The organism is Paenibacillus flagellatus (assembly GCF_003217775.1).
Taxonomy (GTDB): domain Bacteria; phylum Bacillota; class Bacilli; order Paenibacillales; family NBRC-103111; genus Paenibacillus_AB; species Paenibacillus_AB flagellatus.
Genome location: NZ_QJVJ01000003.1, coordinates 440393 through 464942 on the forward strand (window position 1 = coordinate 440393; position 24550 = coordinate 464942).

24 protein-coding genes, 1 tRNA gene and 1 pseudogene are annotated in these 24550 nt (G+C 62.6%); 9 read left to right on the forward strand and 17 right to left on the reverse strand.

Annotation, left to right across the window (positions count from 1 at the left end):
• Nucleotides 1-188: 188 nt before the first annotated feature.
• Complete coding sequence (locus DLM86_RS08545; RefSeq protein ID WP_110839561.1) at nucleotides 189-1247, forward strand: cation diffusion facilitator family transporter; 1059 nt, start codon at nucleotides 189-191, stop codon at nucleotides 1245-1247.
• Nucleotides 1248-1348: 101 nt separating this feature from the next.
• Here DLM86_RS08545 and DLM86_RS08550 read toward each other — a convergent pair whose 3' ends face one another.
• From DLM86_RS08550 to rpoD, 7 genes and pseudogenes are all read right to left on the reverse strand, one after another.
• Nucleotides 1349-2161 carry an SDR family oxidoreductase gene (locus DLM86_RS08550; protein WP_110839562.1) on the reverse strand — a complete coding sequence of 271 codons (813 nt, stop codon included), beginning with the start codon at nucleotides 2159-2161 and terminating at the stop codon, nucleotides 1349-1351.
• Between the two features lie 100 nt (nucleotides 2162-2261).
• A complete protein-coding gene (locus DLM86_RS08555; RefSeq protein ID WP_110839563.1) occupies nucleotides 2262-3227 on the reverse strand; it encodes a hypothetical protein in 966 nt (321 codons plus the stop codon).
• A gap of 16 nt (nucleotides 3228-3243) precedes the next feature.
• Nucleotides 3244-4239: a hypothetical protein gene (locus DLM86_RS08560; protein WP_110839564.1), complete on the reverse strand. Its 996-nt coding sequence runs from the start codon at nucleotides 4237-4239 to the stop codon at nucleotides 3244-3246.
• Between the two features lie 80 nt (nucleotides 4240-4319).
• Nucleotides 4320-5174, reverse strand: a complete 855-nt coding sequence (locus tag DLM86_RS08565; protein ID WP_110839565.1) for a helix-turn-helix transcriptional regulator — start codon at nucleotides 5172-5174, stop codon at nucleotides 4320-4322.
• A 131-nt stretch (nucleotides 5175-5305) separates the two neighbouring features.
• Nucleotides 5306-5494: a hypothetical protein gene (locus tag DLM86_RS08570; RefSeq protein WP_110839566.1), complete on the reverse strand. Its 189-nt coding sequence runs from the start codon at nucleotides 5492-5494 to the stop codon at nucleotides 5306-5308.
• 118 nt (nucleotides 5495-5612) lie between these two features.
• Nucleotides 5613-5858 carry a hypothetical protein gene (locus DLM86_RS08575; RefSeq protein WP_110839567.1) on the reverse strand — a complete coding sequence of 82 codons (246 nt, stop codon included), beginning with the start codon at nucleotides 5856-5858 and terminating at the stop codon, nucleotides 5613-5615.
• 25 nt (nucleotides 5859-5883) lie between these two features.
• Nucleotides 5884-6825 (reverse strand): annotated as a pseudogene (gene rpoD / locus DLM86_RS08580) (RNA polymerase sigma factor RpoD); the annotation flags it as partial.
• A 396-nt stretch (nucleotides 6826-7221) separates the two neighbouring features.
• Here rpoD and DLM86_RS08585 point away from each other — a divergent pair.
• Together DLM86_RS08585 and DLM86_RS08590 are read left to right on the forward strand one after the other, a co-directional pair.
• On the forward strand, nucleotides 7222-8448 hold the full coding sequence (locus tag DLM86_RS08585; RefSeq protein ID WP_110839568.1) for a M50 family metallopeptidase: 1227 nt from the start codon (nucleotides 7222-7224) through the stop codon (nucleotides 8446-8448).
• 278 nt (nucleotides 8449-8726) lie between these two features.
• Nucleotides 8727-9896, forward strand: coding sequence for a HesA/MoeB/ThiF family protein (locus tag DLM86_RS08590; protein ID WP_110839569.1), 1170 nt, complete (start codon nucleotides 8727-8729; stop codon nucleotides 9894-9896).
• Nucleotides 9897-10185: 289 nt separating this feature from the next.
• On the opposite strand, the gene DLM86_RS08595 is transcribed toward DLM86_RS08590, so the two are convergent.
• Nucleotides 10186-11544 (reverse strand): DHA2 family efflux MFS transporter permease subunit, encoded by a 1359-nt coding sequence (locus DLM86_RS08595; RefSeq protein WP_170143700.1) that lies wholly within the window; start codon nucleotides 11542-11544, stop codon nucleotides 10186-10188.
• Nucleotides 11545-11777: 233 nt separating this feature from the next.
• Between DLM86_RS08595 and DLM86_RS08600 the strand changes: the two genes are divergently transcribed.
• Entirely contained in the window at nucleotides 11778-12392 is a 615-nt protein-coding gene (locus DLM86_RS08600; protein ID WP_110839570.1) for a TetR/AcrR family transcriptional regulator, read from the forward strand.
• A gap of 168 nt (nucleotides 12393-12560) precedes the next feature.
• On the forward strand, nucleotides 12561-12875 hold the full coding sequence (locus tag DLM86_RS08605) for a metal-sulfur cluster assembly factor (RefSeq protein ID WP_110839571.1): 315 nt from the start codon (nucleotides 12561-12563) through the stop codon (nucleotides 12873-12875).
• A gap of 91 nt (nucleotides 12876-12966) precedes the next feature.
• Here the strand turns inward: DLM86_RS08605 and DLM86_RS08610 are convergent, their stop codons facing one another.
• Nucleotides 12967-13710 (reverse strand): AAA family ATPase, encoded by a 744-nt coding sequence (locus DLM86_RS08610; protein WP_110839572.1) that lies wholly within the window; start codon nucleotides 13708-13710, stop codon nucleotides 12967-12969.
• 105 nt (nucleotides 13711-13815) lie between these two features.
• Here DLM86_RS08610 and DLM86_RS08615 point away from each other — a divergent pair.
• From DLM86_RS08615 to DLM86_RS08625, 3 genes are all read left to right on the forward strand, one after another.
• Nucleotides 13816-13892 (forward strand) — tRNA-Asp (locus DLM86_RS08615).
• Between the two features lie 131 nt (nucleotides 13893-14023).
• Nucleotides 14024-14986 carry a tRNA glutamyl-Q(34) synthetase GluQRS gene (gene gluQRS / locus DLM86_RS08620; RefSeq protein WP_110839573.1) on the forward strand — a complete coding sequence of 321 codons (963 nt, stop codon included), beginning with the start codon at nucleotides 14024-14026 and terminating at the stop codon, nucleotides 14984-14986.
• A gap of 149 nt (nucleotides 14987-15135) precedes the next feature.
• Nucleotides 15136-15657, forward strand: coding sequence for a hypothetical protein (locus DLM86_RS08625; RefSeq protein WP_110839574.1), 522 nt, complete (start codon nucleotides 15136-15138; stop codon nucleotides 15655-15657).
• A gap of 27 nt (nucleotides 15658-15684) precedes the next feature.
• Here DLM86_RS08625 and DLM86_RS08630 read toward each other — a convergent pair whose 3' ends face one another.
• The 4 genes from DLM86_RS08630 to nagA form a co-directional block, all read right to left on the reverse strand.
• Nucleotides 15685-17427 (reverse strand): SDR family NAD(P)-dependent oxidoreductase, encoded by a 1743-nt coding sequence (locus DLM86_RS08630; RefSeq protein WP_158289394.1) that lies wholly within the window; start codon nucleotides 17425-17427, stop codon nucleotides 15685-15687.
• Nucleotides 17424-18128, reverse strand: a complete 705-nt coding sequence (locus DLM86_RS08635; protein ID WP_158289395.1) for an HAD family hydrolase — start codon at nucleotides 18126-18128, stop codon at nucleotides 17424-17426. Before DLM86_RS08635 ends, DLM86_RS08630 begins: the two co-directional genes overlap by 4 nt.
• Before the next feature lie 198 nt (nucleotides 18129-18326).
• Nucleotides 18327-18506 carry a hypothetical protein gene (locus tag DLM86_RS08640; protein ID WP_110839577.1) on the reverse strand — a complete coding sequence of 60 codons (180 nt, stop codon included), beginning with the start codon at nucleotides 18504-18506 and terminating at the stop codon, nucleotides 18327-18329.
• A 56-nt stretch (nucleotides 18507-18562) separates the two neighbouring features.
• On the reverse strand, nucleotides 18563-19747 hold the full coding sequence (nagA, locus tag DLM86_RS08645; protein WP_110839578.1) for an N-acetylglucosamine-6-phosphate deacetylase: 1185 nt from the start codon (nucleotides 19745-19747) through the stop codon (nucleotides 18563-18565).
• A 179-nt stretch (nucleotides 19748-19926) separates the two neighbouring features.
• On the opposite strand from nagA, the gene DLM86_RS08650 reads away from it, so the two are divergent.
• Nucleotides 19927-20271, forward strand: coding sequence for a DUF2512 family protein (locus tag DLM86_RS08650; protein ID WP_110839579.1), 345 nt, complete (start codon nucleotides 19927-19929; stop codon nucleotides 20269-20271).
• A gap of 72 nt (nucleotides 20272-20343) precedes the next feature.
• Here the strand turns inward: DLM86_RS08650 and DLM86_RS08655 are convergent, their stop codons facing one another.
• From DLM86_RS08655 to DLM86_RS08670, 4 genes are all read right to left on the reverse strand, one after another.
• The gene (locus tag DLM86_RS08655) at nucleotides 20344-21102 is read right to left on the reverse strand and encodes a DeoR/GlpR family DNA-binding transcription regulator (protein ID WP_245954440.1); all 759 of its coding nucleotides are present in this window, start codon (nucleotides 21100-21102) and stop codon (nucleotides 20344-20346) included.
• Nucleotides 21103-21175: 73 nt separating this feature from the next.
• Nucleotides 21176-22408 carry a carbohydrate kinase family protein gene (locus tag DLM86_RS08660; protein ID WP_110839581.1) on the reverse strand — a complete coding sequence of 411 codons (1233 nt, stop codon included), beginning with the start codon at nucleotides 22406-22408 and terminating at the stop codon, nucleotides 21176-21178.
• On the reverse strand, nucleotides 22374-23567 hold the full coding sequence (locus DLM86_RS08665; RefSeq protein WP_110839582.1) for a Gfo/Idh/MocA family protein: 1194 nt from the start codon (nucleotides 23565-23567) through the stop codon (nucleotides 22374-22376). Before DLM86_RS08665 ends, DLM86_RS08660 begins: the two co-directional genes overlap by 35 nt.
• Nucleotides 23568-23573: 6 nt before the next feature.
• Nucleotides 23574-24410, reverse strand: coding sequence for a class I fructose-bisphosphate aldolase (locus DLM86_RS08670; protein ID WP_110839583.1), 837 nt, complete (start codon nucleotides 24408-24410; stop codon nucleotides 23574-23576).
• Nucleotides 24411-24550: the final 140 nt, after the last annotated feature.

A 24550-nucleotide genomic window follows, 5' to 3' on the forward strand; every position in this document is an offset into this window, starting at 1 on the left:
GGTCGCCGCCCCCGGTCGGCGGGCTCGGTCGAAGCCGCGCGTCCGAGCGGCGCTGCCATCCCCGCGCGTCCGATGACGCGGCGGGGCTTTTTTTCTCACAACCGGCGCTTGGAGGCTTGCAACGGGGAAAGGAGTGAATTATAATCAATATATGAATAAATGCTCATACGTTGGATGGAGGATTCCGGATGGGACACGACAAAGACGAATCGAAAACGAAACGGCAAGGACACGATCACGCGCATGGCCGCTACTGCGATCATGGACACGATCACGGGCATGAACACGACGAAGGGCACGGTCACGCGCACGGGCATAACCATCACGGACACAGCCACGGCCACGGCCATCACCATGGACACGGCCATCATCACCATGGCCCGAACAACAAGAAGGGGCTGACGATCGCTCTTCTGATTACGGCAGGCATCATGATTCTCGAATTTTTCGGCGGGCTGATCACGAACAGTCTCGCGCTGCTGTCCGATTCGGGCCACATGCTCAACGACGCCGCGTCGCTCGCCTTGAGCCTCGTCGCGATGTACTTCGCCGCCCGTCCCGCCGCGCCGAACAAGACGTACGGGTTTTACCGGTTCGAAATATTGGCCGCGCTCTTCAACGGGGCGACGCTGTTCGTCATCGCCGGCTTTATCGTGTGGGAGGCGTCGCAGCGGCTGTTCGATCCGCCCGAGGTGGCGAGCGGCTCGATGATGGTCGTCGCGTGCATCGGTTTGTTGGCCAATCTCGCCAGCGCCTGGACGCTGATGCGCAAGAGCGACGTCAAAGACAATATCAACGTGCGAAGCGCCTATCTTCACGTCCTCGGCGACGCGCTCGGCTCCGTAGGCGCGATCGCCGCCGGCGCGCTTATGCTTCTGTTCGGCTGGTATTGGGCCGATCCCGTCATCAGCGTCGTCGTCGCCCTGCTCATTTTGAAAGGCGCCTGGGGCGTTGTCAATCACGCCGTACACATCTTGATGGAAGGCACGCCGGTCACGATCGACTGCGAGGACGTAAAGCGGTCGCTGCTCGAAATCGACGGCGTTCGCAACGTGCACGACCTGCACGTCTGGACGATCACGTCCGGCCTCGATTCGCTCAGCTGCCACCTGCTCGTGGACGACGACGCGGACAGCCAAAACGTCCTGCAGCAGGCGGTCCATCTGATCGAGCGAAAATATAATATCATGCATACGACCATCCAAGTGGAAACGTCACAGCTGCAGCACGGCGACATGAAGGTGTAGCCCGATCCGTATATGCCCGGACGATTCGCCGGGGAACGAAAAAAGCCGCGTCCATGCGCGGCTTTTTCGTTTCCGGGAATCGGCTTTTTGCGCTGCGAGCCTTACAGCAGCGACTCTACGCCGTCGATGAAAATTTCCGTACCGGAAATATGCTCCGATTCCTTGGAGGCGAGAAACAGGACGAGGTCGGCCACTTGCTCGGGCTTCCCCGCCCGATGCTCGAGCGGCTGGCTTCCTTCCGGATATTGGACCGGAATCGTTATTTTTTCAAGCTCCTTCGTCTTATGAGTGTTCTCGCCGATGTTCGTCTCGATCGCGCCCGGACAAATGACGTTGACGCGAATTTTGTACCGCGCCAGCTCCAGCGCCGCCATCTTCGCGAAGGCGACCTGCCCCGCCTTCGACGTGCTGTACGCGGAGAAGCCGAAATTGGAAAAGACCCGGCTCCCGTTGATCGAGCTCGTGACGATGATGCTCCCCCCGTGCAGCTTCATATGGGGAATCGCGTACTTGACGGCCAGAAACGTCCCCTTCAAATTCGTCGTCAGCGTATGATCCCAATCTTCGATCGTCATATCCTCGATCGGCGCCAACGTTCCGTTAATGCCGGCGTTGGCGAAAACGACGTCGAGCCGTCCGAACGCCTCCACCATTTGGCGTATCCCTTCCTCGACCCGCTTCGGGTCCGATACGTCGATGTCCGTGATGATCGCTTGGCCGCCGGCCTGCTCGATCGTCCGTTTCACGTCCTCCGAGCGGCTTTCCTTCAGATCGGCCAAGCACACTTTCGCGCCCTCCGCGGCGAGACGTATGGCCGTCGCCCGGCCGATCCCGGAGCTCGCACCCGTGACGAACGCGACTTGATCTTGAAGCCGCCGCGTTCCCGTCTGCGGCTTCGCTTCCGTTTGCAGCATGAATGATCGCTCCTCCCGTTCCCGCTTGTACCGCGGGTCGTTCCCGCATAGGATGCCCCATCCCGCTGGGAAACCATTCCTCGGACGGGAAAATGTCGCGTCACCTCAAGCCGATGTCGTGAAACCGGTTGCCGATCGTCTCGCGCAGCAGCGACCGGATTTCCCGGACCGCCGACGCCTCGATCCCGCGGACCTCCTCCGCCATCGAGGCCAGGCGGGCGGCTTCGCCGCTTCCGGCCGGCAAACGGGCGGCGAGACCGTTCATCTCCTCGAGCACGTCCGCCGCTTCGGCGTAACGTGTCGCGATCGCGCCGCAAGCGGGCCATCGCCTGTGCAGCTCCGCGGTATAATCGGCGATATCGCGTCTGGCCGCCGCAAGCCGGCCGACGATCTGCCGGGCGCCGTCCCGGTCGAAGTCGCCGCTCTCGAACGCGCGGGCCATCGCCTCGTAGGCCGCCTCGCCGCACGCGTAATCGCGCTCCGGGAGCAGGGGGTCGTGCCACTCCCATTTCGCGGCCGCTTGAATGAGCGATTCCTTGTATATCGTCCATTCGTCCGCGTCCATCCGATCGTCGAACGTCTGAACGTACCAGTACGGACTATCGTTGATCCCGAACGCCTCATAGGGCAGCTCGAGCGGCTCGTCCTCCGTCCCGTCCGAATAGAGCAGCGCCCCGATATCGTCCCGGTAGCCGACCGCGACGACGAAGTCGTCTTTCCAGAAAATCGCACCCGTCCCGCGGTCGATCGAAGCTCGGATCGACTCGATCGATTGCCGGGCGTAGAGCGGAAACGTCGGCGCGAACGAGAACCCCGCTTGCTGCGAAGACGCGACGCCGATAAAGTCTCCGGCCAAAAAATGCTCGGCCATCCAGTTGTACGCCGTCGGTGATTCGGCGGTCAGACGGCGGTTGACGGACAGGCGAAAGGCGGCAGCGGTCATCCCCGCCAGCATCGGCTTCGACCGGTCCGTCCAGCCTTTATGCGTCAAGACGGCGTGCATCGCATCGACGTATGATTTCGACTGGATCGTCATGCGCAACCCGTCCAAATAAACGCGTCCCATTGTTGTCGCCCTCGCTTCATCTTGGTATATGGGCCCCCCATCTCGGGACGACGGATCGTCTCGGATCGGGGTATTCGGCGGAAATCTCCCGGAACCTCCTCATCGCCCGCTCCTCCAGCGCCAGCGCGGCGTCCAGCAGCCGAATCAGCTCCCCGATCCGGGACCGGTCGACCCGGCGGACGCCGTCCCGCTGCGCGAAGCAGCTCCCGAAATCGGCGGCCACGTCCGCGAGCTCGCCGTACAGCTCGGCGGCCGAGGCCAGCACGGGCAGCGTCCACGCGAGATCGCGCAAACCGTCCCGAATTTCCGTCCGGCTCGCTCGAAAAGCATCCACAATGGAGACGGCGCCCTTTTCGTCAAAATCGTCCCTGGCCAGCCCTTGCATCAAATAGGTGTAGGCGAGCCTGCCCGAAGCGATATCCGTCTGGGGCGGCGTCTTGTAAGGCGTCTCCCAATCGTCCAGCGCCAAGCGCAGCGATTCGAGCGTCATCTCGCGCTCGTCGATCTCCACTTTGCCGCCGAACCATTGAACGTACCAAAACGGGGTCGCGTTCAGCCCGAAATTGTCGTACAGCAATACCCCGCTTTCCTCCGTCCACCCGTTGTTCACATAAAACACCCGGTCGCCGTCGTCGTAGCCGTGAATGACGCCGAATTCCGGAATCCAATACACGGCGCCGACGCCGCGGTCCAAGCTTGCTTTCGTCGACCGCACCGCGTCCTGCTGATAATAACGGAACGTCGGATGCCGGGTGCGCCCTCCGTCCCAAACCGTATAGACGCCCAAATTGTCGACGGCCGGACCGTGCTCGACTCCCCATTGACCGTAAGCGGTTACGGACAACGGCAGCAGTCGTTCATGCACCGTAAACTTGTAGGCCATCCCGCTCAAGACGGACAGCCGGTACTTCGGCCCGTCGAACCGTCCTGCGGCCGTCAGGACGGCGTGCAGGCTGTCCGTGAACGATTTGGACTCGCGCTTCATCTTGATATCCAATACAACCGAACCCATCGCTTCCGCTCCTCTCACCGATCGTCCGTCCCCAGCCGGTCCATGGCGCGGAGACAGCGGCTCCGCAGCTTGTCGATCAGCTACTTCGGCGACAGCAGCTTTTCCCACTCGGCGACGAGCAAATGCTGCACGAACGAATCGATATCGTAAAATTGCACCTCGTAAACGGACGCCCCCTCCAATCGGATCGGGTAGCCGCTCCACGACCGGCCGGTCGGGGGCCGCGCCAGCTCGACGCGGGCCGTAAACGGCTTGCGGACGGGTGGTCTTCCCGGCTCCTCGCCGCTATGCCCCGCCTCCCCGTCCACCGGCTCGAATCGGCGATCCGTCATGGCCACGCGGCCGACCGCATCCAGTCTGAGCGTCATTCGTTCGCCCGATCGCTCGTCGAGGGCGGTCAGGAAATCGGCTTCGTACCGGGATTCGAGCTGCAGCGGCCGCAGGTCGAGCCGGGATTCCCGCTCCCCTTCGCGATAGTGGACGTGTACGACCCGGTGCTCCCGGATCGCGCCGGAGAGCAGCTGAATCGCTTCGACGGTACGCGGCTCCGCTCCGAATACGGGCAGACGCACGGAGGCTCCGTCGTTTCCGCTCCCCTCGTCGGTAAATTTCTCGAGCAGATGGGCGATCCGGTTGACGGATGCGGCGTTGTCGTAGCTGTATTGCTTGTAGCGAACCGCGAGATATTTCAATATTTTTTTCTCCTCGTCGGTCATGTATAGAAGAGGCAGCACGTAAGCTTTATCCTCGTACGCATATCCGCGCTTGCGGGGAACGTACGCGAGCGGGGCGCGCAGCGACGATTCCATGTATTCGATGTCGCGCTGCGCCTGCCGTTTCGAGATTTCGAACCGTTCCGCGAGCCGGGAGCTGTTCGGATAGCGGCCTTCCCGCACTTGCTGGTCGAACCATTGAATCCGGTGCATATTGCTCATGCGGCATCGTCAGCTCCTTTCGACGGGACCTCTGGCCCTTATCCTCCTATTACAACATCGGACCGCCCGGCATGCAAACAGCCCGCGACGAATCGCGGGCCTTCGTACCGGCGGCAGGCGGAGCCGACCGCTCATCCGTTGGCGGCGTCCACCCGAGGCTGCGGCGCAGCGGCGCACCGCTTGCACACCTTGACCGCCGTGCCGTCGGTTTTCGTGCGCGGATACAGCAGCTTGATTCGCGTGGCGGCGCACACCGGACATGTGCCGCGCCCGCGCGAAGGCAAATTCCAGAGGACGCGGCCACGTTTCGTTTTCGGCATATGCTTGGTCCCCCCTTTCGTTTTCCATTGTAAAGGGGGAGGTGCGACATAAAATGTCGTACCGGCATATCGACGCAAAAAAAGACGGCCGCACTCGGGTACGGACCGCCTAATCGCTTTACGCGTTTTTCGCCGCCGTCGGCTTCGCCGAAAGCTCCCGCCATTCGACGACGAATTCGCTATCGAACTGCTTTCCTTCGAACCGGCTCCATTCCTCGAGCGCGTTGCCGCATTCGCAAGAAATGTGGTCGGCCCCGTAATTGTCGGTTCCGAACACGATCCGTTCGTTCCGGTACGGCCGGCGGCCGGGGACGATACGCTGCTCCTCGCCGCAGTCCAGGCAGCGAATTACAAATCCGGGCATCTTCGTTTTCCCTCCGATCGTCTCGTTATTCCAAAAAATCTTTCAGCCGCTTGCTGCGGCTCGGGTGTCTCAGCTTGCGAAGCGCCTTCGCCTCGATCTGGCGGATGCGCTCCCGCGTAACCCCGAACTCGCGGCCTACTTCCTCGAGCGTTCTCGAACGCCCGTCGTCGAGCCCGAAGCGGAGTCGAAGCACGCTCTCCTCCCGCTCCGTCAGCGTGTCGAGCACGTCTTCGAGCTGCTCCTTGAGCATCTCGTAGGCGGCCGCGTCCGCCGGCGCCAGCGCGTCGGGATCCTCGATGAAGTCGCCCAGGTTCGAGTCGTTTTCTTCGCCGATCGGCGTTTCGAGCGAAACCGGCTCCTGCGCGATTTTCATAATTTCCAGCACCTTGTCCGTGCTGAGCTCCATCGCCTTCGCGATTTCCTCGGGCGTCGGCTCTCGGCCAAGCTCCAGCACGAGCTGTCGCGTCACGCGCATCAGCTTGTTGATCGTCTCGACCATATGGACCGGAATCCGGATCGTCCGGGCTTGGTCGGCGATGGCGCGCGTGATCGCCTGGCGGATCCACCACGTCGCGTACGTGCTGAATTTGAAGCCTTTCCGGTAATCGAACTTCTCGACCGCCTTCATCAAGCCCATGTTGCCTTCCTGAATCAAATCGAGGAACAGCATGCCGCGGCCGACATACCGTCTCGCGATACTGACGACGAGGCGCAAGTTCGCTTCGGCCAGCCTTCGCTTGGCGAACTCGTCGCCCTCCTCGATCCGCTTCGCCAGCTCGATCTCGTGATCCGCCGACAGCAGCTGGACGCGGCCGATTTCTTTCAAATAAAGACGCACCGGATCGTTCATCGTAATGCCGGGCGGCAGCGACAAATCGTCGTCGGCGCGAAACGGTTCGTCGTTCGGGTCGGTGCCGGTGCGTGTCTGCTCTTCGTACGACATGTTCTCTTGCCGGTGCGCGCCTTCGGCGTTTACTCCCGGACGCTGCTCGTTCGTCATAGTCCAGCTTCCTCCCCCTGTAGCTTCGAATCGGATTGAAGGTTGACAAAAAGTTGTTGATGTGATATTATAAGTTTGGTACATTGCAAATAATAACTGATACTTTAACTATTATGATATATTAACATAGGTTTTTTTCGAATGCAAGAGCTTCGCCCATTTTTTTTCGACCGTACAAGCCGTCCGATCCGGACGGCTTTTTTGCGTCCCCGGCTTCCGTTCCGAAACCGTCGTTTCGGTATGACGACGTCACGAATGCGGCATGACCGGTCATCGGGAAACGCGTCACAAAAGCGGGCCGAAAGCTGCATGCTCCGTCCCTTTCTTTCCATTACAATGGGGGCGTACGGAGGGGAATCGGCGATGAGCGCGAAGCTGGGCAAAGACAGCGTCCTCGTCCTGCACGAGCTGGCGATGCGGGCGGAGAGCGAAGAGGAATACGTCGTCGGACGAACCGACGTCGGGGTGTTCGTCGCGATCCCGCGGGTCGGCTGGGAAGCGCTCGAGCTGATCCGCGCCGGGCATACGATCCGCTCGGCGGAGTCGCTGTTGGCCGAACGATACGGGGAGCCGGTCGACGTCCAATCGTTCGTGGAGGAGCTGACGGACGAGTACCCGTTCGTCTACCGCATCGACGGGCGGATCGTGCACGACCGCGCTTCCGGGCGGGAGCCGTTCGCGAGGCTCCCCGGCCGTTGCGGCCGCCTGCTGTTCCATACCCCCGCCGCGTTCGCGGTCTATGCGATAGCCGCGGCATTCGTGCCGGCGGCGTATGTGTGGCGTCCCTCCCTTCTTCCGCGGACGGACGATTTCTTCGCGACGTCGTCTCCGGCATGGAACGTGCTGGCGGCGATCGCGCTTTGCTGGCTGCTGCTGGCCCTGCACGAAACCGCCCACCTGCTCGCGGCGCGCTCGCTCGGCGTCCGCTGCCGATTCGGCGTCGGCCACCGGCTGCTGTTTCCGGTCGCATTGACCGATATGTCGGGCATTGTGCTTGTCCCGCATCGGCTGCGTTATGCCGCTTACTTGGCGGGCATGTTCACGGACGTGGCGCTGCTGGCGGCGGGAACGGCCTTGCTGGTCCTGCACGACGCCGGAGCGCTTCCACTGGGCGAGACGGGAAACCGGATCGTTCGTATGGCCGCCTTTCATTTGCTCCAGCTGCTGCTGTTTCAATTTCTCTTTTTCATGAAAACCGATCTGTATTACGTGTTCACCACGTTTTGTCGCTGCGACCGGCTGCTCGAGCATACGCGGCTACGAATCGCCGTCTTGTTCCGCCGCCGGGACGATCGTCTTCGGGAGTCGTGGGCGAACGTCCCCGCCCGCGAAAAGACGATCATTGCCGGATACGTCTGGTTTTATGTCATCGGCGTCGCCGCAGCGCTGGCTTGGGTCGGGCTCGTCCAGCTTCCGATCGCGCTCCGGTTCATCCTTGACACGGCTCGGTCGCTGGAAGGCTTTCCGCTTCTCTCCGCGCACGCCGCGGTTCGCGTGATGCTGCTGGCCGCCTGCCTGCTCCCGTTCAGCGTGCTGATCGGCTCGTGGTGCCGATCGATCGTACGCCGGAAAGGAGGTGATGCGACATGAAGAAAATTAAGGTCAAGCCGGTTCCTTCCGTCAAAACGACGGGTCTCGCTTTCAACTGACGCCGATTCCGCTGCCGAAGAAGGAGGTGACGGCCGTGAAAATCGTCATCAAAAAAATCGAGTCAGTCGTCCTGACGGGCCGCAACTTGAACTGAACGCCGATCGAATCGGGATAGCGACGTTTACGTTTATCCCGACTGAGGGTGTTCCAAAGCGTACTTTTGGGACACCCTCTTCGACTTTGTGGCGGCACACAAGCTCTCCAAGGAGGTCACGCTCATGACATTCGCCGTACAACCGCTATTCAAGCCGCTGTTTACGATCCGGAGGACAGCCGATGGGGCGCTGCGGATCGGGGAAACGTTTCCGGGACGGGCTGTCGAAATCGACGACGCGGACGGCGCCGTCTACGCCCTCCTTCGTCGGATGGACGGCACGCGAACAATGGACGAGCTCTACGCGGCGACGGCGGCCGATGACCCGGATACGACCCGGGAGGCGTTCGACGAATGCGTCCGCGCGCTGGATGAGGCCGGCTTGCTCGACGATGCGGCGGCGGCGAAGCGTACCTCCCTGTCGCCGCCCGAGCTCGACCGGTTCCGGGCGAACGCGGGCTTTTTCTCGTACCGATCGAGCTTGACGCGAAGCGGCTGGGAGATGCAGGAAAAGTTGAAGACGGCGCGCGTAACGGTCATCGGAGCGGGCTCCCTCGGCTCCGGCGTGCTGTTCCAGCTGGCCGGCTGCGGACTTTCCGCCGTACGCGTCGTCGACTTCGACGTCGTCGAACGCAGCAACCTGAACCGGCAACTGCTGTACGGGGAACGCGACATCGGTCGCCCCAAGCTCGAGGCGGCAGCCGACTTTATGTCCCGGTTTCGCCCCGATCTGCGGTTCGAGGGCGTTGCCCGCAAAATCGGCTCGGCGGAGGACGCGCTAGAGGCGGTACGGGGAAGCGAGCTGGTCGTGCTGGCGGCCGACGAGCCCTACTTTCTTTTGGAACGGTGGGTGAACGAGGCTTGCGTCCGGCTCGGCATTCCTTTTATCGGAGGAGGAATGAATGTCGCCGAAGGTCATTGCTACACCGTCGTTCCCGGCGAGACGGGCTGCATCGACTGCAACCACCTGCTCCAAAGCCGGGCGAACGAGCTCTATGCAGCGACGATCGAAAGCTGTCTCGCTTCCGGCTTCCGCATGCCGAGCGCGGCGATCCCGTCCGTCTACATGATGCTGGCGGGAATGGTCGGCACCGAAATCGTCCGCCGTCTGACCCGATACGAACCGCCGCAAACCGAAGGCAAAGTCGTAAGCCTCAACTTCGATACGTATACGTCGTCGGTCGTCATGGCCTTTCCGGCTCCCGTGGCGGAATGCCCGACCTGCGGCGGCGGCGGCGGCGAGGAGCCGGTCTTCCGCCTGTTCGGAAGCGAACCGGCGGCGCGGCACCCATAAAGAAAGGCGCGAGGACGATCGTCCCCGCGCCTTTCGCCGTAAGATGCCGGATCAATGGCTCATCATCATGCCGACTTCCGTCTTCTCCGCCTCGCCTTCCGGCTTCCGTCTCGGACGGCGCAGCAGGAACGCGATAATCGTTCCGCCGATGGCGATTGCACGCCTTTCGCCGTAAGATGCCGGATCAATGGCTCATCATCATGCCGACTTCCGTCTTCTCCGCCTCGCCTTCCGGCTTCCGTCTCGGACGGCGCAGCAGGAACGCGATAATCGTTCCGCCGATGGCGATTCAGGACAGGATCAAGTACGTATCGCCGTAAGACGACGACATCGCGTCCAGCGGGTTTGCCGCCGTCGGCCCGTAATGCTTCATCCGGCTCGTCAAAATCGTCGACAAGCCCGCGATGGCGAACGACGACATCACTTGCTGGGCGGCGCCGGTCAGCGACGTCACCCGGCCGACCAAATGGGCCGGAGCCGACTGAATAATGTGCGTGTTGAGCGGCATCATCGACAAGCCCATGCCGGCGCCCAGCATCGCGAGCGGAATCATCAAGCCGAAGACGGTCGTGTCGGCCGAAACGCGCGACAGAAGAAACGCGGCTCCGGTGACGATCGCAAGTCCCGTCATGACGACCGGACGCGCGCCGATCTTGTCGAACAGCCGGCCGCCGATCGGCATGAAGATGGCGGCGCTCAGCGCTTGCGGGAGCAGGATGAGACCCGTCTCCAGCGCGTCGTACCCTTTCGCCTGCTGCAGGAACAGCGGCACGAGGAACAGCGTCCCGAACAGCGCGATTTGGGAAACCCACTGCACGACGATGCCCCGCGTGAAGTTGACGGAGGCGAATACGCGCAGCTCGAGCAGCGGCTGCGAGCGCCGAAGCTCGACGATGACGAAGGCGATCAACGCGACCCCGCCGAGGATCAGGCCGCCGATCGTTTTGGCCGACGTCCAGTCCGTCCCTCCTTCGCTGACGCCGTAAGCGAGTGCGGCGAAGGCGATCGGTCCGAACAAGATGCCGAGAAGGTCGAGCGACGGCACCGCCTGCCGCGCGATGTTCGGCAGCGTGCGGACGGCGATGATGACGCCGAGGATGCCGATCGGAATGTTGATCAGGAATATCCAATGCCAGGTCGCGTTCTCGACGAGCCAGCCGGAGATGACCGGTCCGAGCGCGGGCGCAAGCAGCATCGGGATGCCGATCATCCCCATAACGGCGCCGACTTTTCCCGGCGGACTGAGCCGGTATGTAAAAGCCATCGCGATCGGAGCGACCATCCCGCCTCCGAGTCCTTGCAAAATCCGGTACACGATCAGCTGTTCGACGTTGACCGCCAATGCGCAAAGCGCCGAACCGATCGTGAACAGAATGACGGACAAAATGAAAATGCGCTTCGCCCCGAACCGGTCGGACAGCCAGCCCGCGAGCGGGATGACGGCCGATTGGGCTAGCGCGTAGCCGGTTACGGTCCATTGGACCAGCGTGATGGAGCTTTGAAAATCGTCCATCAATTTCGGCATGGCGACGTTCATGGCGGTCCCGTCCAAAATGACCATGAACATGCCCACGATAATGGCGATGAGCGGGGCGACGATTTCTTTCATCGTCATCGGCTTGCCTCGATCTTGCGATGGTGCGGACATAATGATTTCTCTCCTCCTACGGTTCGTACGCCCGGTCCCCTTGGGGCGGAAATTGACCTGTGCGGCGGGCCGCGATACAATAAAGGTGATTTCCTTATCGCCCGAGCGGCGTCCCTTTTTTGCGGACAATTGTCCGCTTCTGTTTCTATTTCTGAATATTAGCGGACAATTGTCCGGTTGTCAACGACGAATACGTACGGCCCGTCCGATGGAAAGGAACGGAGTGAGAACCCATGTCGATGAATCCGAAACGAAAAGACGCCCGACACGTCAGCGACGTCATCCTGAAGACGGCCCGCGAGCTGTTCGCCGAGCACGGCGTCGATGCCGTCAGCATGCACCAAATCGCCAAAACGGCCGGCATCGGCCAAGCGACGCTGTATCGCCGTTTCGCACAAAAAGGCGAGCTGTGCATGGAGCTGCTGCAAGAGCATTTCGATCGTCTGACCGTCGAAATCCGCGACATTCTTCAGCGCGATGCCGACAAAAGCGCCAAAACGCGATTGGAGGCCGTCCTGCGCATGCTGATCCGCTTCGTCAACGAGGAGTCGACTTGGCTCAGGGCGATTCAAGCCGATCTGCTAAGCCGGACGTGCGCGGAGGAGCGCGAGCATTTTTTCCAATCGACGCCGTATCGGTTTATGCACGACCTGCTCTGCGGGCTGCTGAAGGAGGCGCAGGAGCGCGGCGAAACCGGTCCGACCGACGCCGTCTTCGTCGCCCATGTGCTGATTTCGTCCCTCGCGCCCCCCGTCAACCTGCATTTGCGTCAGACGTACGGCTATACGGCCGAGCGGATCGCCGATACGTTCATCGCCTCGTTCGTCGAGCCGTTGTTCAAGACATAAGCGGCAGTCGCCGTAATCCCGGAACTCCCGTTCCGTATAAGCGCTTACCCGACCCATTCCCGAAAAGCCGCTGCCTCCGCAAGCGGCTTGTTTGTCGTTCGGCTCATGTTTTCCCGTCCGCTGGAAATAATGGTGACGTACGATATTCGCCAACCGGAGGAAAACGCCATGGACTTGAAAGAACGGATATGGACGGTGCTGGAAGACGTTCTCGATCCCGAAGTGCATGTCAATATCGTCGACATGGGACTTGTCTACGAGGTGAACGTCGATGCGGACAACCGCGTCTCCATCGAAATGACGCTGACCGTCCCGGAATGTCCGATGAAGGACGAAATCGTGGAGGACATTACGGAGAAAATCGGGGCGATCCCCGGGGTACGCGGCGTCGACGTGAAGTTCGTATGGGAGCCGAAATGGACTCCCGCCCGAATGAACGACGCGGCGATCGAGGAGTTCAAGCGTCAGCGCTCGCCCGTCTGACGCGGAATAGCCCGGACGCCGATTGGCTTCCGGGCATTTTCCCGCACGGCCCGATACCGCCGTATCCGCCGCACCCGAATGAAATTTTCCGTCAATCCCGAAACAACGTGCGAAAGTACGCTTCCCTGTCGTTCAGAAAATGCTTGGTCAGCCGATAATGCTCGGTATCCTCGTATTCGATTTCGCGCACGGATGCGTCGTCGAACAGAAACAGCCTCGCGCCGGGGTACGCCATCAAGATCGGCGAATGCGTCGCGATGACGAATTGCGAGCCGCTTCGCTCGACCGCTTCCCACACGATGCGGAGCAAGGCGAGCTGATTTTGCGGCGACAGCGCCGACTCCGGCTCGTCCAGCAAATAAAGGCCTCTCCGTCCCATCCGGTTCGTGAAAAACGTTAAAAACGACTGGCCGTGCGACCGTTCGTTCAACGATACACCGCCGTACGGCGCATAAGCGGAAGAACCGATCGTCGGCTCCTTGGCCAGCTCGTCGATATAGCCCGCAAACGTATCGAACGTCTCCGCCCGGAAGTAAAGACCGTTGTTCACCTTCGGCAGCCACGACAGCTTCAGGATGGAGGCCAGCTTCGCGTCGTCCTTTTCTTTGCCGATGACGAGGTCTTTGCCACCGACGATGCTGAAGCCGCACGCAGCGCCGATCGCCTCGAGCAGCGTCGACTTGCCGGAGCCGTTGTCCCCGGTAAAAAACGTAACGTCCGCGTCGAACGACAGCTCCGTCAAGCTCCGAATCGCCGGCAGTGCAAACGGATAGCGCTCCCGCTCGGCATCGTCGAGATTGGACCGGTCCAGCGTTACTTTTTTCAAAAAGGGCAACCGGTTCGCCTCCCTCCGGGCTTACAAGATTTTTTTGAACAAACTATTGCGCATACCGGCATGTCCGTGTTATGATACGACTTGTGTTTCGGAAATAAGTTTCGCGGAGCTGTGGTGTAGAGGCCTAACATGCCTGCCTGTCACGCAGGAGACCGCGGGTTCGAATCCCGTCAGCTCCGCCATTTATCTTCCATTTTCGTCGCTTGCCCTCGGGTTCGACGAACCGACCTTCATAGTGAAAACCCGGACAGGTGCGCAAGCATCTTCTTTTTTTATGTCCGCAAACGTTTCGACAGGAAAGGCGTGGTGTACGATGAGACGAGGCCGATTCGCTCCCACCCCGTCCGGCCGGCTGCATATCGGCAACGCCCGCACCGCCCTGCTCGCCTGGCTGCAGATGCGCGCCGCGGGCGGGGAATTCGTGCTGCGCCTGGAAGATATCGACAAGCCCCGCTGCCGGCCGGCCTTCGCCGAGCTGATGATCCGCGATTTGCGCTGGCTCGGTCTCGATTGGGACGAAGGCCCGGATATCGGCGGCCCGTACGCCCCGTACGTGCAGAGCGAACGCGAAGAGGAATACGACCGGCTGTTCGGCCGTCTGGAGCGCGACGGCCTGCTGTACGCTTGCACGTGCAGCCGGGCCGAGCTGGCGGCGATCGCTAGCGCCCCCCACGGGCTCGCTTCCGAAGGCCCGGCCTATCCGGGCACGTGCCGGCATCGGACGCCGGAGGAGCAAGCCGCCCGCGCCGCGGTCAAGACGCCATCGTATCGGTTCGCGCTGCCGGACCGCCCGGTCTTCTTCCGCGATGCGGTCGCGGGCGAACAGCATTTCCCGGCCGGCTCGGGAGGCGACTTCGTCGTGAAGCGCGCCGACGGCGTGTACGCGTATCAGCTGGCGGTCGTCGCCGACGATGCGGCGATGCGCATCACCGACGTGCTTCGCGGGTCCGACCTGCTCGATTCGACGCCGCGCCAGCTGCTGCTGTACGAGGCGCTCGGCCTGGCCGCTCCCGCCTTCGCCCACATTCCGCTGCTGTACGGCCCGGACGGACGGCGCCTCGCGAAGCGCGACGACGCCGTCATGCTCGTCTCGCTCCGCGAAAACGGCGTTCCGCCCGAGCGGGTCGTCGGCTGGCTCGCCTACTGGAGCGGCCTGATCGAGCGGCCCGAGCCGGTCCGGCCGGCCGAGCTCGTAGCCGGCTTCTCGCCGGATCGCATCCCGAAGGAGCCGATCGTCGTCTCGGAGGAAGCGCTTCGGCACCTGACTTCCCGTTAAACCCATACGCCGCACAGGCCAACCGTCGAACGGACGGTTGGCCTTTTTCGTATCCCGGCCGGATCCGCTGCCGAACGAACCGAAACGCCCACGCCCGCATACGCTGAACCATATGTAGCCAGTTACAGCATTGGAAGGGAGTGACAATCATGAAACGAACGTCGATCACCGTCTACCGGGATGCCCGATACGGCTTTACGCTCCGGTTCCCGCTTTGGTGGAAGCGGTACGTCGCGGTCGACAAATCCGTTTTCGACCCGTCGGCGGAATACGAGGTGCACTTCGTGTTCAAGTACCGGGGCCGCCGATACGGCGACGTCCTGACGCTGTACGCGTTCCGGATGACCCGCGAGCAATGGGAGAAGGAAGGATACGACGATTCTCCCCTCATCCTGCTGGCCGAAAGGAACGGAACGATATTCGCCTATTCGACGCCGGAGGAGCTGCCCGGCGAGTTTATCGATCCCGATACGGGCGACTTCGATTACGCGAAATACGGCCGCCCCATCCGCCTTATGAAGCGGATGGTCAACACCGACGTGCCGCGCATCGTCCGGACGTTCCGCTTGCCGGATAACCGCCCGAACGCGAGAACGGTCCCGTATTTGTCGGACGCGGTCAAAGGACAGCAATGCGGCCGCAAACGTCGCGTCACGCGGAGACGGGGATAGCGTCCCGCGTGGCGTCCGACCGTACCGTTACGTCGCCGGCCCGGCCGCCGGCTCGGGCACGTATTCGTCCGCCAGCATGGACAGCACCGCGAGCGACACGTACCGTCCGTCCGCGTAATCGGCGTCGCGAAGCACGCCTTCGATTTGAAAGCCTTCCGATCGGTACAGCCGTTCCGCACGCGTATTGCCGGCCCGGACGTCCAGCCACAGACGCCGCGCCCTCCATTCGGCGAACGCGAGCCGTTTCACCAACCGGACCGTCTCGCGGCCGTAGCCGTTGCCGGGCTCGGTAACGACGAGCCGCTTCAGCTCGATCGAACGTCCTTCCCGCAGCCCCTGCGCGATGACATACCCGATCCGCTGCCCGTCGCCGAGACGGACGATCACGGCATGCATCGCGTCGGGGTCGTCGATCGCTTCCGCATGCCGTTCGCGCGTCCATTGGCCGACATACGGACGGCTGCCTTCGGCGGTTTCGGCATCCACGACGAAATCGAGGTCGCCGGCGCCGGTCGGCCGAAGCCGAATCCGGTCCGTAGCGGCGCCGCTTCGTCCAAACGACGACTTTCGGCTAAACTCGTCGAGCGGGCTCGGGGCCGCGGCATTCGGCTTCGGGTCCTCGATCGCCCACCAGCGGTTGCCGAACGGATCGTCGATCCGCATATCCCGTCCGCCTCCTCCTCCCCGCAGGATCGGGCCGAGACGCGCGCCGCTGCCGGTCAGCCTCTCGGTCAGCTTCTCGAGGTCGCCGACGACGAGCTGCACGGAGTAGTGCGGATGCGCTTCGTAATCCCCCGCGTACCAAATGCTATCCGGGTCGTCGTCGGGATCGAACACGAGCAGCTTTTGCCCGTTCGGCATCCGAAGCTGGGCGACGCCCTTTTTCCAGACGAGCTCGAAGCCCAACGCGCCGACATACCAGTCGATCGCGCGATCGTAGTCGCTTTTCGCTACCGGGATGCCAAGCACCAGCGATTGGATCGGACCGCTCCTCATTCGAATACGACCTCCTCCGCATCGTCCGGCCTTCTGATCAAGACCGGAACTTCCCCCTTCGACTCCAGCAGCCGAACGATCCGTTCCGCCGCCCGTTCCGGGGTCGTCAGCCGCCCCTCCTCGAACGCTTCGCGAAACCGTCCCGCCCCCGGCAGCTCGTCGCTTCGGCTCGTCCGGGCCAGCCGCTGCATGTCGGTCTCGACCATGCCCGGGTAGACGGCGAATACGCGTACGGGAATTATCGACGTCCTGCTGCTCGAGCGCGACGCATTGCGTAAACGCGTTCAGTCCGGCTTTCGAGCTGCAGTACGGCGCCATCCCCGCCATCGGCCATTCGGCCGAGCCGGACGACACGTTGACGACCGATTTGACGGCGTTCCAGCCCGCCGTCCGGCCGACGAAATGCTTCGTCAGCAAAACGGGCGCGAGCAAGTTGACGGCGTAATGCCCGGCGATTTCCCGATCGGTACAAGCATGGATCGGCCGAAGCGGGCTAAGCGACGCGGCGTTGTTGACGAGGGCGACCGAACGGGCCCGTCCGCGGTCGATCGACCGGAACAGCTCGTCCATCAGCCCGTCGATGCCCGTCGTATCGGCCAAATCGAACGGAACGAACCGGTAGCCGCAGCCTTTCGCTTCGGCCGTCGCCCGAACCGCTTCATTGTCGTTTCTCGCGATCCCGATGACGAGCCGGTCCGGTCCGAGCAGCCGCTCGGCCAGCGCGGCACCGATTCCTCTGGATACGCCGGTCACGATCCGGTAATGCACGATCACGAAAGCCCCTCCCCGCCGAGCGCGACCCGGACGACCTCCATCGGTCGGACCAGCTGCGGGTAACCGAAGTCGCGCTCCCGCATAGCCTGGGGCAAATACCAGACGGCCCGGCGAGCGGTCATGCCGGCTCGCGCCGCTCCGTTCAGCTCGTCGGAGCCTCCGTCGCCGACGAACAGGCAATCGCCGGGGCGCACCTCCAGCCGTTCGCAGGCAAGCCCGTAAATGGCCGGATCCGGCTTGGCGCAGCCGACCCGGTACGAGAACACGACGTCGTCGAACCATTCGGCAAGCTCGCTGTTCTCCCAAGCACGCACTTCTTCCTCCGTGCAGTTGCTGACGAGACCGAGACGCAAGCCCGCCCGCTTCAGCTCGCGCAGCATATCGACCACTTCGGGATCGTTGCCGCGAAAGGCGGCCGCTTTTTCGCGAAGCCGTTCCTCGTACATCGCCTGAAGCACCGTTTCGTCCGGCGCCGCATTCTGCGAGTGCAAAATGTCGCGCATAACGGCGAAATAGTCGGGAAACGCTCCCGTCATCCTCCCCTCCCGACGCGCTCCCCATTCGCGCCGGTACGCGTCGTGCTCGAGCCCGAGCCGTGCCGCGTCGCTGCGGTTCGCCCGGTCGACCTTGCGTACGCCGTCGGCGTACTCGCTGATTAACGTTTCGAACAAATCGAACAATACCGCCTTCGTTCCGGCCATAGCGGCTCCCCTCCCGTCTGCGCATCGCCAAATCCGGGCGATGCGCTTCACCCGTATCATAACCGAGCGTTCGCCAAAAAAGAAGACGGAAATGACGCGAACCGCCTATTCGCCTAAACGGAGCCGTTTGTTTGGCCGTCCAACAAGCTGCAAAAAAACGCATGACCGCCCCCGGCGGCCATGCGTCTTTTCGCTACCTTACGATTTCGGGTCGTTCTCGTCTTCGAACGTTTGCCGAAGCCGGTCCATCCCTTCCTCGACCGCTTCGGCAAGCAGGTCGGTCGGGGAGACGTCCTGCTGGTTCGCGGGCGTCGTAATGCCGCCGGCGGTGTTCGTCGTTTCGTTGTATACGTCCGGTTGTCCGTCGTTGCCGTTCATGCCGTTCAATCCTTTCGAGATGGAATCGGCAATAGCGTACGCATTCGCAAGCCGCTTTATCCCCCGGACGACCCGCGCTTGTACACGATGCGGCCTTCGATCATCGTCCATTCGACCTCGAATCGGTCGTCCAGCAGGGCGACGTCGGCGTCGGCTCCCGGAGCGATCCGCCCCTTGCGCGGCAAGCCGAGCAAATCCGCCGGCGTCCGGCTCGCCATCGTCACCGCGTCATGGAGCGGAATGCCGGCCTCGACCGTATATTTTAACGCCTGGTTCATCGTTACCGTGCTCGAGGCAAGCGTCCCGTCCTTCAACGTCGCGACGCCCCCCGATACGGTGACGTCGTGGCCGCCGAACCGGTACGTGCCGTCGCCGAGTCCCATCGCTTGGAGCGCGTCGGTGATCAGCACGACGCCTTCCGGTCCCTTCACCCGGTGCATCAGGCGCACGATCGCGGGATGGAGGTGAACGTTGTCGACGATCGCCTGCAGACTGACGTGCGGCTGCTCGAACGCGGCGGCGACGAGACCGGGGTCGCGATGGTGGATCGGCCGCATGCCGTTAAAGCAGTGCGTCACGTGGCTCGCGCCGAGACGGAACGCTTCGGTCGCCTGATCGTAATCGGCGTCGGAATGCGCCAGCGCCACGACGATGCCCTGTTCGTGCAAGAAGGCGACCATGTCCATGCCGCCCGGAAGCTCCGGCGCGACGGTGACCATTTTCAGCCGCCCGCCCGCCTGCTCGATAACCCGCTTCATTTCGTCCAAATCCGGGTGACGAAGATAAGCCTCGTTCTGCATGCCTTTCCGCTTGACGTTCAAGTAGGGGCCTTCCGCGTGAATGCCCGCGATGCGGGCGCCGGGTTCGCGGCCCGTCACGTTCGCGACCGCGCCGATCATGGCCAGCAAATCGTCCAAGGTCGAGCTGACCGAGGTGGCAAGAAACGACGTGCAGCCCGCCGAAGCGCAAGCCTCGGACACCGCCTCGACGCTCCGCTCGGTCCCGTCCATCATGTCGTACCCGTTCGCTCCGTGGATATGGACGTCGATCATGCCCGGGATGAGCAGCCGGCCGCCTCCGTCGATCAGATCGTCCGCCGGATCGATGTCCGGCATGCGCTCGTCGCCGCCGCGATGCTCCACGACCCGCGCAATGCGACCGTGCTCGATTTTGACGGCTCCCCGTTCGATCATTCCGTTGTCCGCCGCGATGCGGACGTTCGAGATCCATATGGCTCCCATCCTGTTCTCCCCTTCGTGTGACGTTATTCTATTCAGTATACCAGAAACGAACGCCGACCGGCGCCGGTGCCATCAATTGCTTGTCCTTCGCGATCAAGGGATGCATATTTTCCTCGCGACTCAAGCAAGCTAGCAGTGAAAGCGCACTCCGACACTACTTAGACAAGGTGGGACGTCCCATGGGAAAATTTCTCGTCAAACTGTTCGTGAACGGCGCGATCGCCGTTTCGCTTCTTTATTGGTTCACCGAAGCGAGCCTGTTAAGCTGCATTACCGCTTCCGTCGTCTTTACGCTGATCGCTTACGCCATAGGCGACCAATTCATTTTGCGCACGGCGGGCAACGGCGTCGCCACGACGGCCGACGCGGTCATGGCGTTCGTTTATTTTTGGGCGGTGGCGTATATCATGGATTGGTCGCTTTCCTGGACCGAGCTGCTGACGCTGACGCTGCTGCTCGGAATCGCCGAATTCATGATCCATCGGTTGATGCGGATGGACAGCTTCCGGCAGTTTAGCAAATAATCGCCGAAAAGCCTTGCGGGCTCGTGTCGCAAGGCTTTTTTTCATCATGCCGGATGGAGCGGGCGGCCCGCTTTACGAATCGACCTGGGACGCCACGACGATCTCGACGCCGGCCGGGTCGGCGGCTTGCACGAACGGCTCGGGCGGCCAGCGGTCCGTCACGATGCGGTCGACGTCGGCGTATCCGGCGAACGAATGCAAAAACGTTTCTCCGAACTTGCTCGCATCGGCAAGAACGTTCACCTGCCCCGACCGCCTCATCGCCTCCCGCTTCAGCTCCGCTTCCAGCGAATTGGAATTGCTGAAGCCGTGCTCGAGCGTAATGCCCGTCGTCCCGAGAAACGACTGGTCGAATGCCATCGTGCCGAGCGTCGACATCGCGATCGGCCCGACCATCGAGCCGGTTTTCTCGAGCAGCATGCCGCCGGCGACGATCGTGTGAAAGCCTTTGTCCAGCAGGATCGCGGCGACGTTCAGCGCATTCGTCACGACCGTTACGGACGCATCCGGCTTCATCTGCTTCGCGAGCTGCAACGTCGTCGTCCCGCCGTCGATGAAAATCGCCTGGTTCGGCCGGACGAGGGCGGCGGCCGCGATGCCGATCGCCGCCTTCTCCTCGGGACTGACCGTGTGTCGCTCCTGGAGCGACACGTCCGGAGTAACCGGTATCGCCCCGCCGAACGTTCGCCGGACGAGCCCGAGCTGCTCGAGCTTCTCCAGATCGCGGCGAATCGTCATCTCGGTTACCGCGTATTTCGCTCTCAGCTCGCTCAGCTTCACTTCGCCTTCGCGCTGAATCATATTCCATATGTCGGTTTGTCTATCGTTCATCGTAGGGCGCATCGTCTGCCTATTCACTCCGTCGACCGGTCCCGGAGGACCGTTGATGCATGGAACCATCTCATTATAGCGAAAAGAATGCGGCCCTGTCATGCGGGCCGATCCGCAAGCCGTCCGCGCCGCCGGTTCGCCAGCCGGGAAGCGGCATCGACGTCGGGCGGCGGGCCCAGCCGGCCGCGATGCGGCGCTGGACGTCCGCCCACGGCACGATGCCGCTCGTCGCGTCGACCGCCTCCACGTTGCACGCGCCGACCGCCACGGCGCCCGTCATCGCCCCTTCGAGCGGCAATCCGTGCAGAAGTGCCGCCAAAAATCCGGCGATCGTGCAATCGCCGGCTCCGGTCGTACCGGCCGCCTCCACCTCGAAGCACGGTGCCAGCAGCTCGCGGGACGTCCAGCTTGCGGGATCGGACGGGCGGCAGCGTCCGAAACGCTCCAATCGCTCGGCATCCCCCGTCGTGCGGACGTACAGCCCTTCCTCGCCCAGCTTGATGCCGACGACGGCCGGCCCCATCGCCAGCAGCCGGCCGGACAGCTCCGCCAGCTTGTCTCCGGACATGGCCGAGGCCGAATGCCCCGCACCGGGGCCGTCCAGCATGAACAGCGTTTCCTCCCAGCTCGGCATGTAGACGTCGACGTACGGCAGCACCCGGGCGAGCAGCGACGTCCAGTCGACCTTTCCCGCCGGCGAGCCCGGGTCCGGGCGCGACATGTCGAGCGAGACGGTCAATCCTTTCGCCTTCGCCCGGGCCAGCAGCTTCTCGAGCTCGCGCCCGCCATCCGCGTACATCGCCTTCATGAGCGGCGGGTAGCCGAAATGAAACAGCCGCGCTCCGTCCAGCTCGACGTCCGTCACGTCGTCCGACGCGAACGTATCGTTCGCCCCCGGGGCATGCAGGAACATCCGATCGGAGCCTCGCGGACTGATGACGATGCTGTACGAGCTTTGCTCGCCGGTCCCGACGATCAAGCTTTCCGCCAGCGTCTCGCCTTCGCGGCGAAGCGTATCCGCGATGAGCGTCCCGAACGGGTCGTCGCCGATTTTGCCCATCAGCTTGACTTGGATGCCCAGCCGGTGCAGCGCCACGCCGCAATTCGCCACCGTGCCGCCGGTCGTCACAACCGCGCCGCCGACGTTGATCAGCGCTCCCGGCACGGCAATCGTCTCGAGCCCCGCATCCCCCAAATCCGGAATGATATCGAGACAAATATGCCCGGCGACGATCGCCTCCGCCGGCTGCGCGCGCCCGGCGGGGAGCGCTTCAGACCGATGCCGGGGCAGCCGATTCCGCTTCATGCCGATCCCTCCCGCCGATTCGAACCGTTTGCCCCGTCCGCCCGGATTCCAGCGCGGCCGTGAACACCTCGTGACTCGCCGCGGCCTCGTCCGGGGTCGCGCAGTACAGCGGCTGCGACATCGCCTCGCGGTTGACGAGCTCGTCGCAAAACGCCGTCCACATTTGCAGAATCGAGTCGGAGAAGCCGAATTCGAATATTCCGCCCGTCAACGTCGGGTACGCCGATTGATGCGGAACGTCGATCGTGTGCCATGCTTGCTCCCCGCCGGGACGATACGGGAGATAGGCGAGCCGCTTCGGGTTTTTCGTCGAAAACTCGGCGGATAGCTCCGTGCCCGCGATCCGGATAAACCACGTATTGGCGTGTCCGGGCGCGATCCGCTTCATCGAAAGCACCATCGGAAACCGTTGGTCGGCCGTGTCGACATCGCAGGCCAATATCGCGTTGTCCCACGTCTCGCAAGGCGCGATGCCGCCTTTGCCGTCCGGCCGCTCTTCGACCACCTTCTGAAGCAGCGCCCGGACGGACCGGGGCTTCCAGCCGAACCGGAGCGGCAGGTGGAGAACATGCATGCCCAAATCGCCCATACAGCCGTACTCCCCGTTCGTCGCCTCGCGCCGCTTCCAATTGACCGGCTTGTTCGGGTCGAGGTCGCTGCTGTGCCAGAAGCCGGCTTCCGCTTCGATGATGCGGCCGAACCGCCCCTCCCGCACCCATTGGGCGATCCGGTAGGCGCCGGGGAAAAACGGAAATTCCGACGAGCAGCGCACGAGCACGTCCGGACGTTCCGCGATGGCGGTCATGATCCGTTCGTTCGCTTCGCGGTCGATGCCGAACGGCTTCTCGCCGAGCAGATGCTTGCCCGCGCGGACGATATCGGCATAAAGGTCGGCGTGCAGATGATGAGGAACGGCGCAATAAACGGCGTCGATGTCCGGATCGGCCAATAGCGTCCGGTAATCGTCCGTGACGGTCGCGACGCCGGGAATCCGCTCGCGGAACCATTCCGCCGCCTGCAGGTTCGCGTCGCATACCGCCGTAATGCAGGGCTCGAAATCGACGTTCGCCACATGCAGCCATCTCGCCGCCGCGCTCGCGAACTCTTTGCCCATGAGGCCGCAGCCGATAACGCCGAAGCGGATAATCCGTTTCGCCATTCGCCGTCACGCTCCTTTCAGCATGCCGAGCGCCTGTTCCGCGGTCGCCCCTTCATGGACGATCGCCATGAACGCTCTCGTCATCCGATCCGGGTAAGCGTGCTGGATGACGTTCCGCCCGTAGACGATGCCGGAAGCGCCTTGCCGCATCAGCTCGTACGTGCGGGCGAGAATCGTCTCGTCCGGCGCGCGGCCGCCGCCACGAGGCAGAACCGGCTTGCCCGAAGCCGCCTCGACGACTTTGTGGTAGTCCGCGATGTCGTCGCACGGGTCCGCCTTGATGATGTCCGCCCCGAGCTCGACGGCTTGGCGAACGAGCGGCACGATTTTATCCAAATCGCCGTCGACCATATAGCCGCCGTGCGTCTCGTTCGGCTGCATGACGAGCGGCTCCACCATAAGCGGCATGCCGTATTTCTCGCAGTCGGGCTTCAGCCTGCATACGTTTTCGACGCATTGATGGTACAGCTCGGGCCGGCCCGGCAGCAGCAGCAGGTTGACGACGACGCAGGCGGCGTCAAGCGCGACCGCCTGCTCGACCGGACGCTGGATCAGCTGGCTGAACAAGTGCGACGGCAGCGACTTGCCGTATACGTTCGCGATGTCGGTGCGGAGCACGAGCGACGGCTTCCGCTTGCCCGGAATCGATTGAAGCAGGCCGGCCTGGCCCGGGCTGAGCTGGATCGCGTCGGGACCGGCGGCGACGATCGTTTCGATCGCTTTCTTCATATTCTCGATGCCGGACAAAAACGAAGCCTCGTTGAAAAAGCCGTGGTCGATCGCTACGTCGAAGCATTTGCCGTCCTCTCCGAACAGACGGTTCATTCTTGGGACGATGGACATAAGAGAGCCTCCCGATCTTCTATGTTCTTCCGCATACTTTCGTGCTGTACGGAATGTTCGTTTATAACATTTTTAATGTTACAATCAAACAATCGATTTGTCCAGACGAAAATGAAGGAGCTCGCCATCGTCCTTCCGGC

Coding starts and splice junctions, on each gene's coding strand:
- DLM86_RS08545 (WP_110839561.1), top strand. CDS start 189: ATGGGACACGACAAAGACGAATCGAAAACGAAACGGCAAGGACACGAT.
- DLM86_RS08550 (WP_110839562.1), bottom strand. CDS start 2,161: ATGCTGCAAACGGAAGCGAAGCCGCAGACGGGAACGCGGCGGCTTCAA.
- DLM86_RS08555 (WP_110839563.1), bottom strand. CDS start 3,227: ATGGGACGCGTTTATTTGGACGGGTTGCGCATGACGATCCAGTCGAAA.
- DLM86_RS08560 (WP_110839564.1), bottom strand. CDS start 4,239: ATGGGTTCGGTTGTATTGGATATCAAGATGAAGCGCGAGTCCAAATCG.
- DLM86_RS08565 (WP_110839565.1), bottom strand. CDS start 5,174: ATGAGCAATATGCACCGGATTCAATGGTTCGACCAGCAAGTGCGGGAA.
- DLM86_RS08570 (WP_110839566.1), bottom strand. CDS start 5,494: ATGCCGAAAACGAAACGTGGCCGCGTCCTCTGGAATTTGCCTTCGCGC.
- DLM86_RS08575 (WP_110839567.1), bottom strand. CDS start 5,858: ATGCCCGGATTTGTAATTCGCTGCCTGGACTGCGGCGAGGAGCAGCGT.
- DLM86_RS08585 (WP_110839568.1), top strand. CDS start 7,222: ATGAGCGCGAAGCTGGGCAAAGACAGCGTCCTCGTCCTGCACGAGCTG.
- DLM86_RS08590 (WP_110839569.1), top strand. CDS start 8,727: ATGACATTCGCCGTACAACCGCTATTCAAGCCGCTGTTTACGATCCGG.
- DLM86_RS08595 (WP_170143700.1), bottom strand. CDS start 11,544: ATGTCCGCACCATCGCAAGATCGAGGCAAGCCGATGACGATGAAAGAA.
- DLM86_RS08600 (WP_110839570.1), top strand. CDS start 11,778: ATGTCGATGAATCCGAAACGAAAAGACGCCCGACACGTCAGCGACGTC.
- DLM86_RS08605 (WP_110839571.1), top strand. CDS start 12,561: ATGGACTTGAAAGAACGGATATGGACGGTGCTGGAAGACGTTCTCGAT.
- gluQRS (WP_110839573.1), top strand. CDS start 14,024: ATGAGACGAGGCCGATTCGCTCCCACCCCGTCCGGCCGGCTGCATATC.
- DLM86_RS08625 (WP_110839574.1), top strand. CDS start 15,136: ATGAAACGAACGTCGATCACCGTCTACCGGGATGCCCGATACGGCTTT.
- DLM86_RS08635 (WP_158289395.1), bottom strand. CDS start 18,128: ATGGCCGGAACGAAGGCGGTATTGTTCGATTTGTTCGAAACGTTAATC.
- DLM86_RS08640 (WP_110839577.1), bottom strand. CDS start 18,506: ATGAACGGCAACGACGGACAACCGGACGTATACAACGAAACGACGAAC.
- nagA (WP_110839578.1), bottom strand. CDS start 19,747: ATGGGAGCCATATGGATCTCGAACGTCCGCATCGCGGCGGACAACGGA.
- DLM86_RS08650 (WP_110839579.1), top strand. CDS start 19,927: ATGGGAAAATTTCTCGTCAAACTGTTCGTGAACGGCGCGATCGCCGTT.
- DLM86_RS08655 (WP_245954440.1), bottom strand. CDS start 21,102: ATGAACGATAGACAAACCGACATATGGAATATGATTCAGCGCGAAGGC.
- DLM86_RS08660 (WP_110839581.1), bottom strand. CDS start 22,408: ATGAAGCGGAATCGGCTGCCCCGGCATCGGTCTGAAGCGCTCCCCGCC.
- DLM86_RS08665 (WP_110839582.1), bottom strand. CDS start 23,567: ATGGCGAAACGGATTATCCGCTTCGGCGTTATCGGCTGCGGCCTCATG.
- DLM86_RS08670 (WP_110839583.1), bottom strand. CDS start 24,410: ATGTCCATCGTCCCAAGAATGAACCGTCTGTTCGGAGAGGACGGCAAA.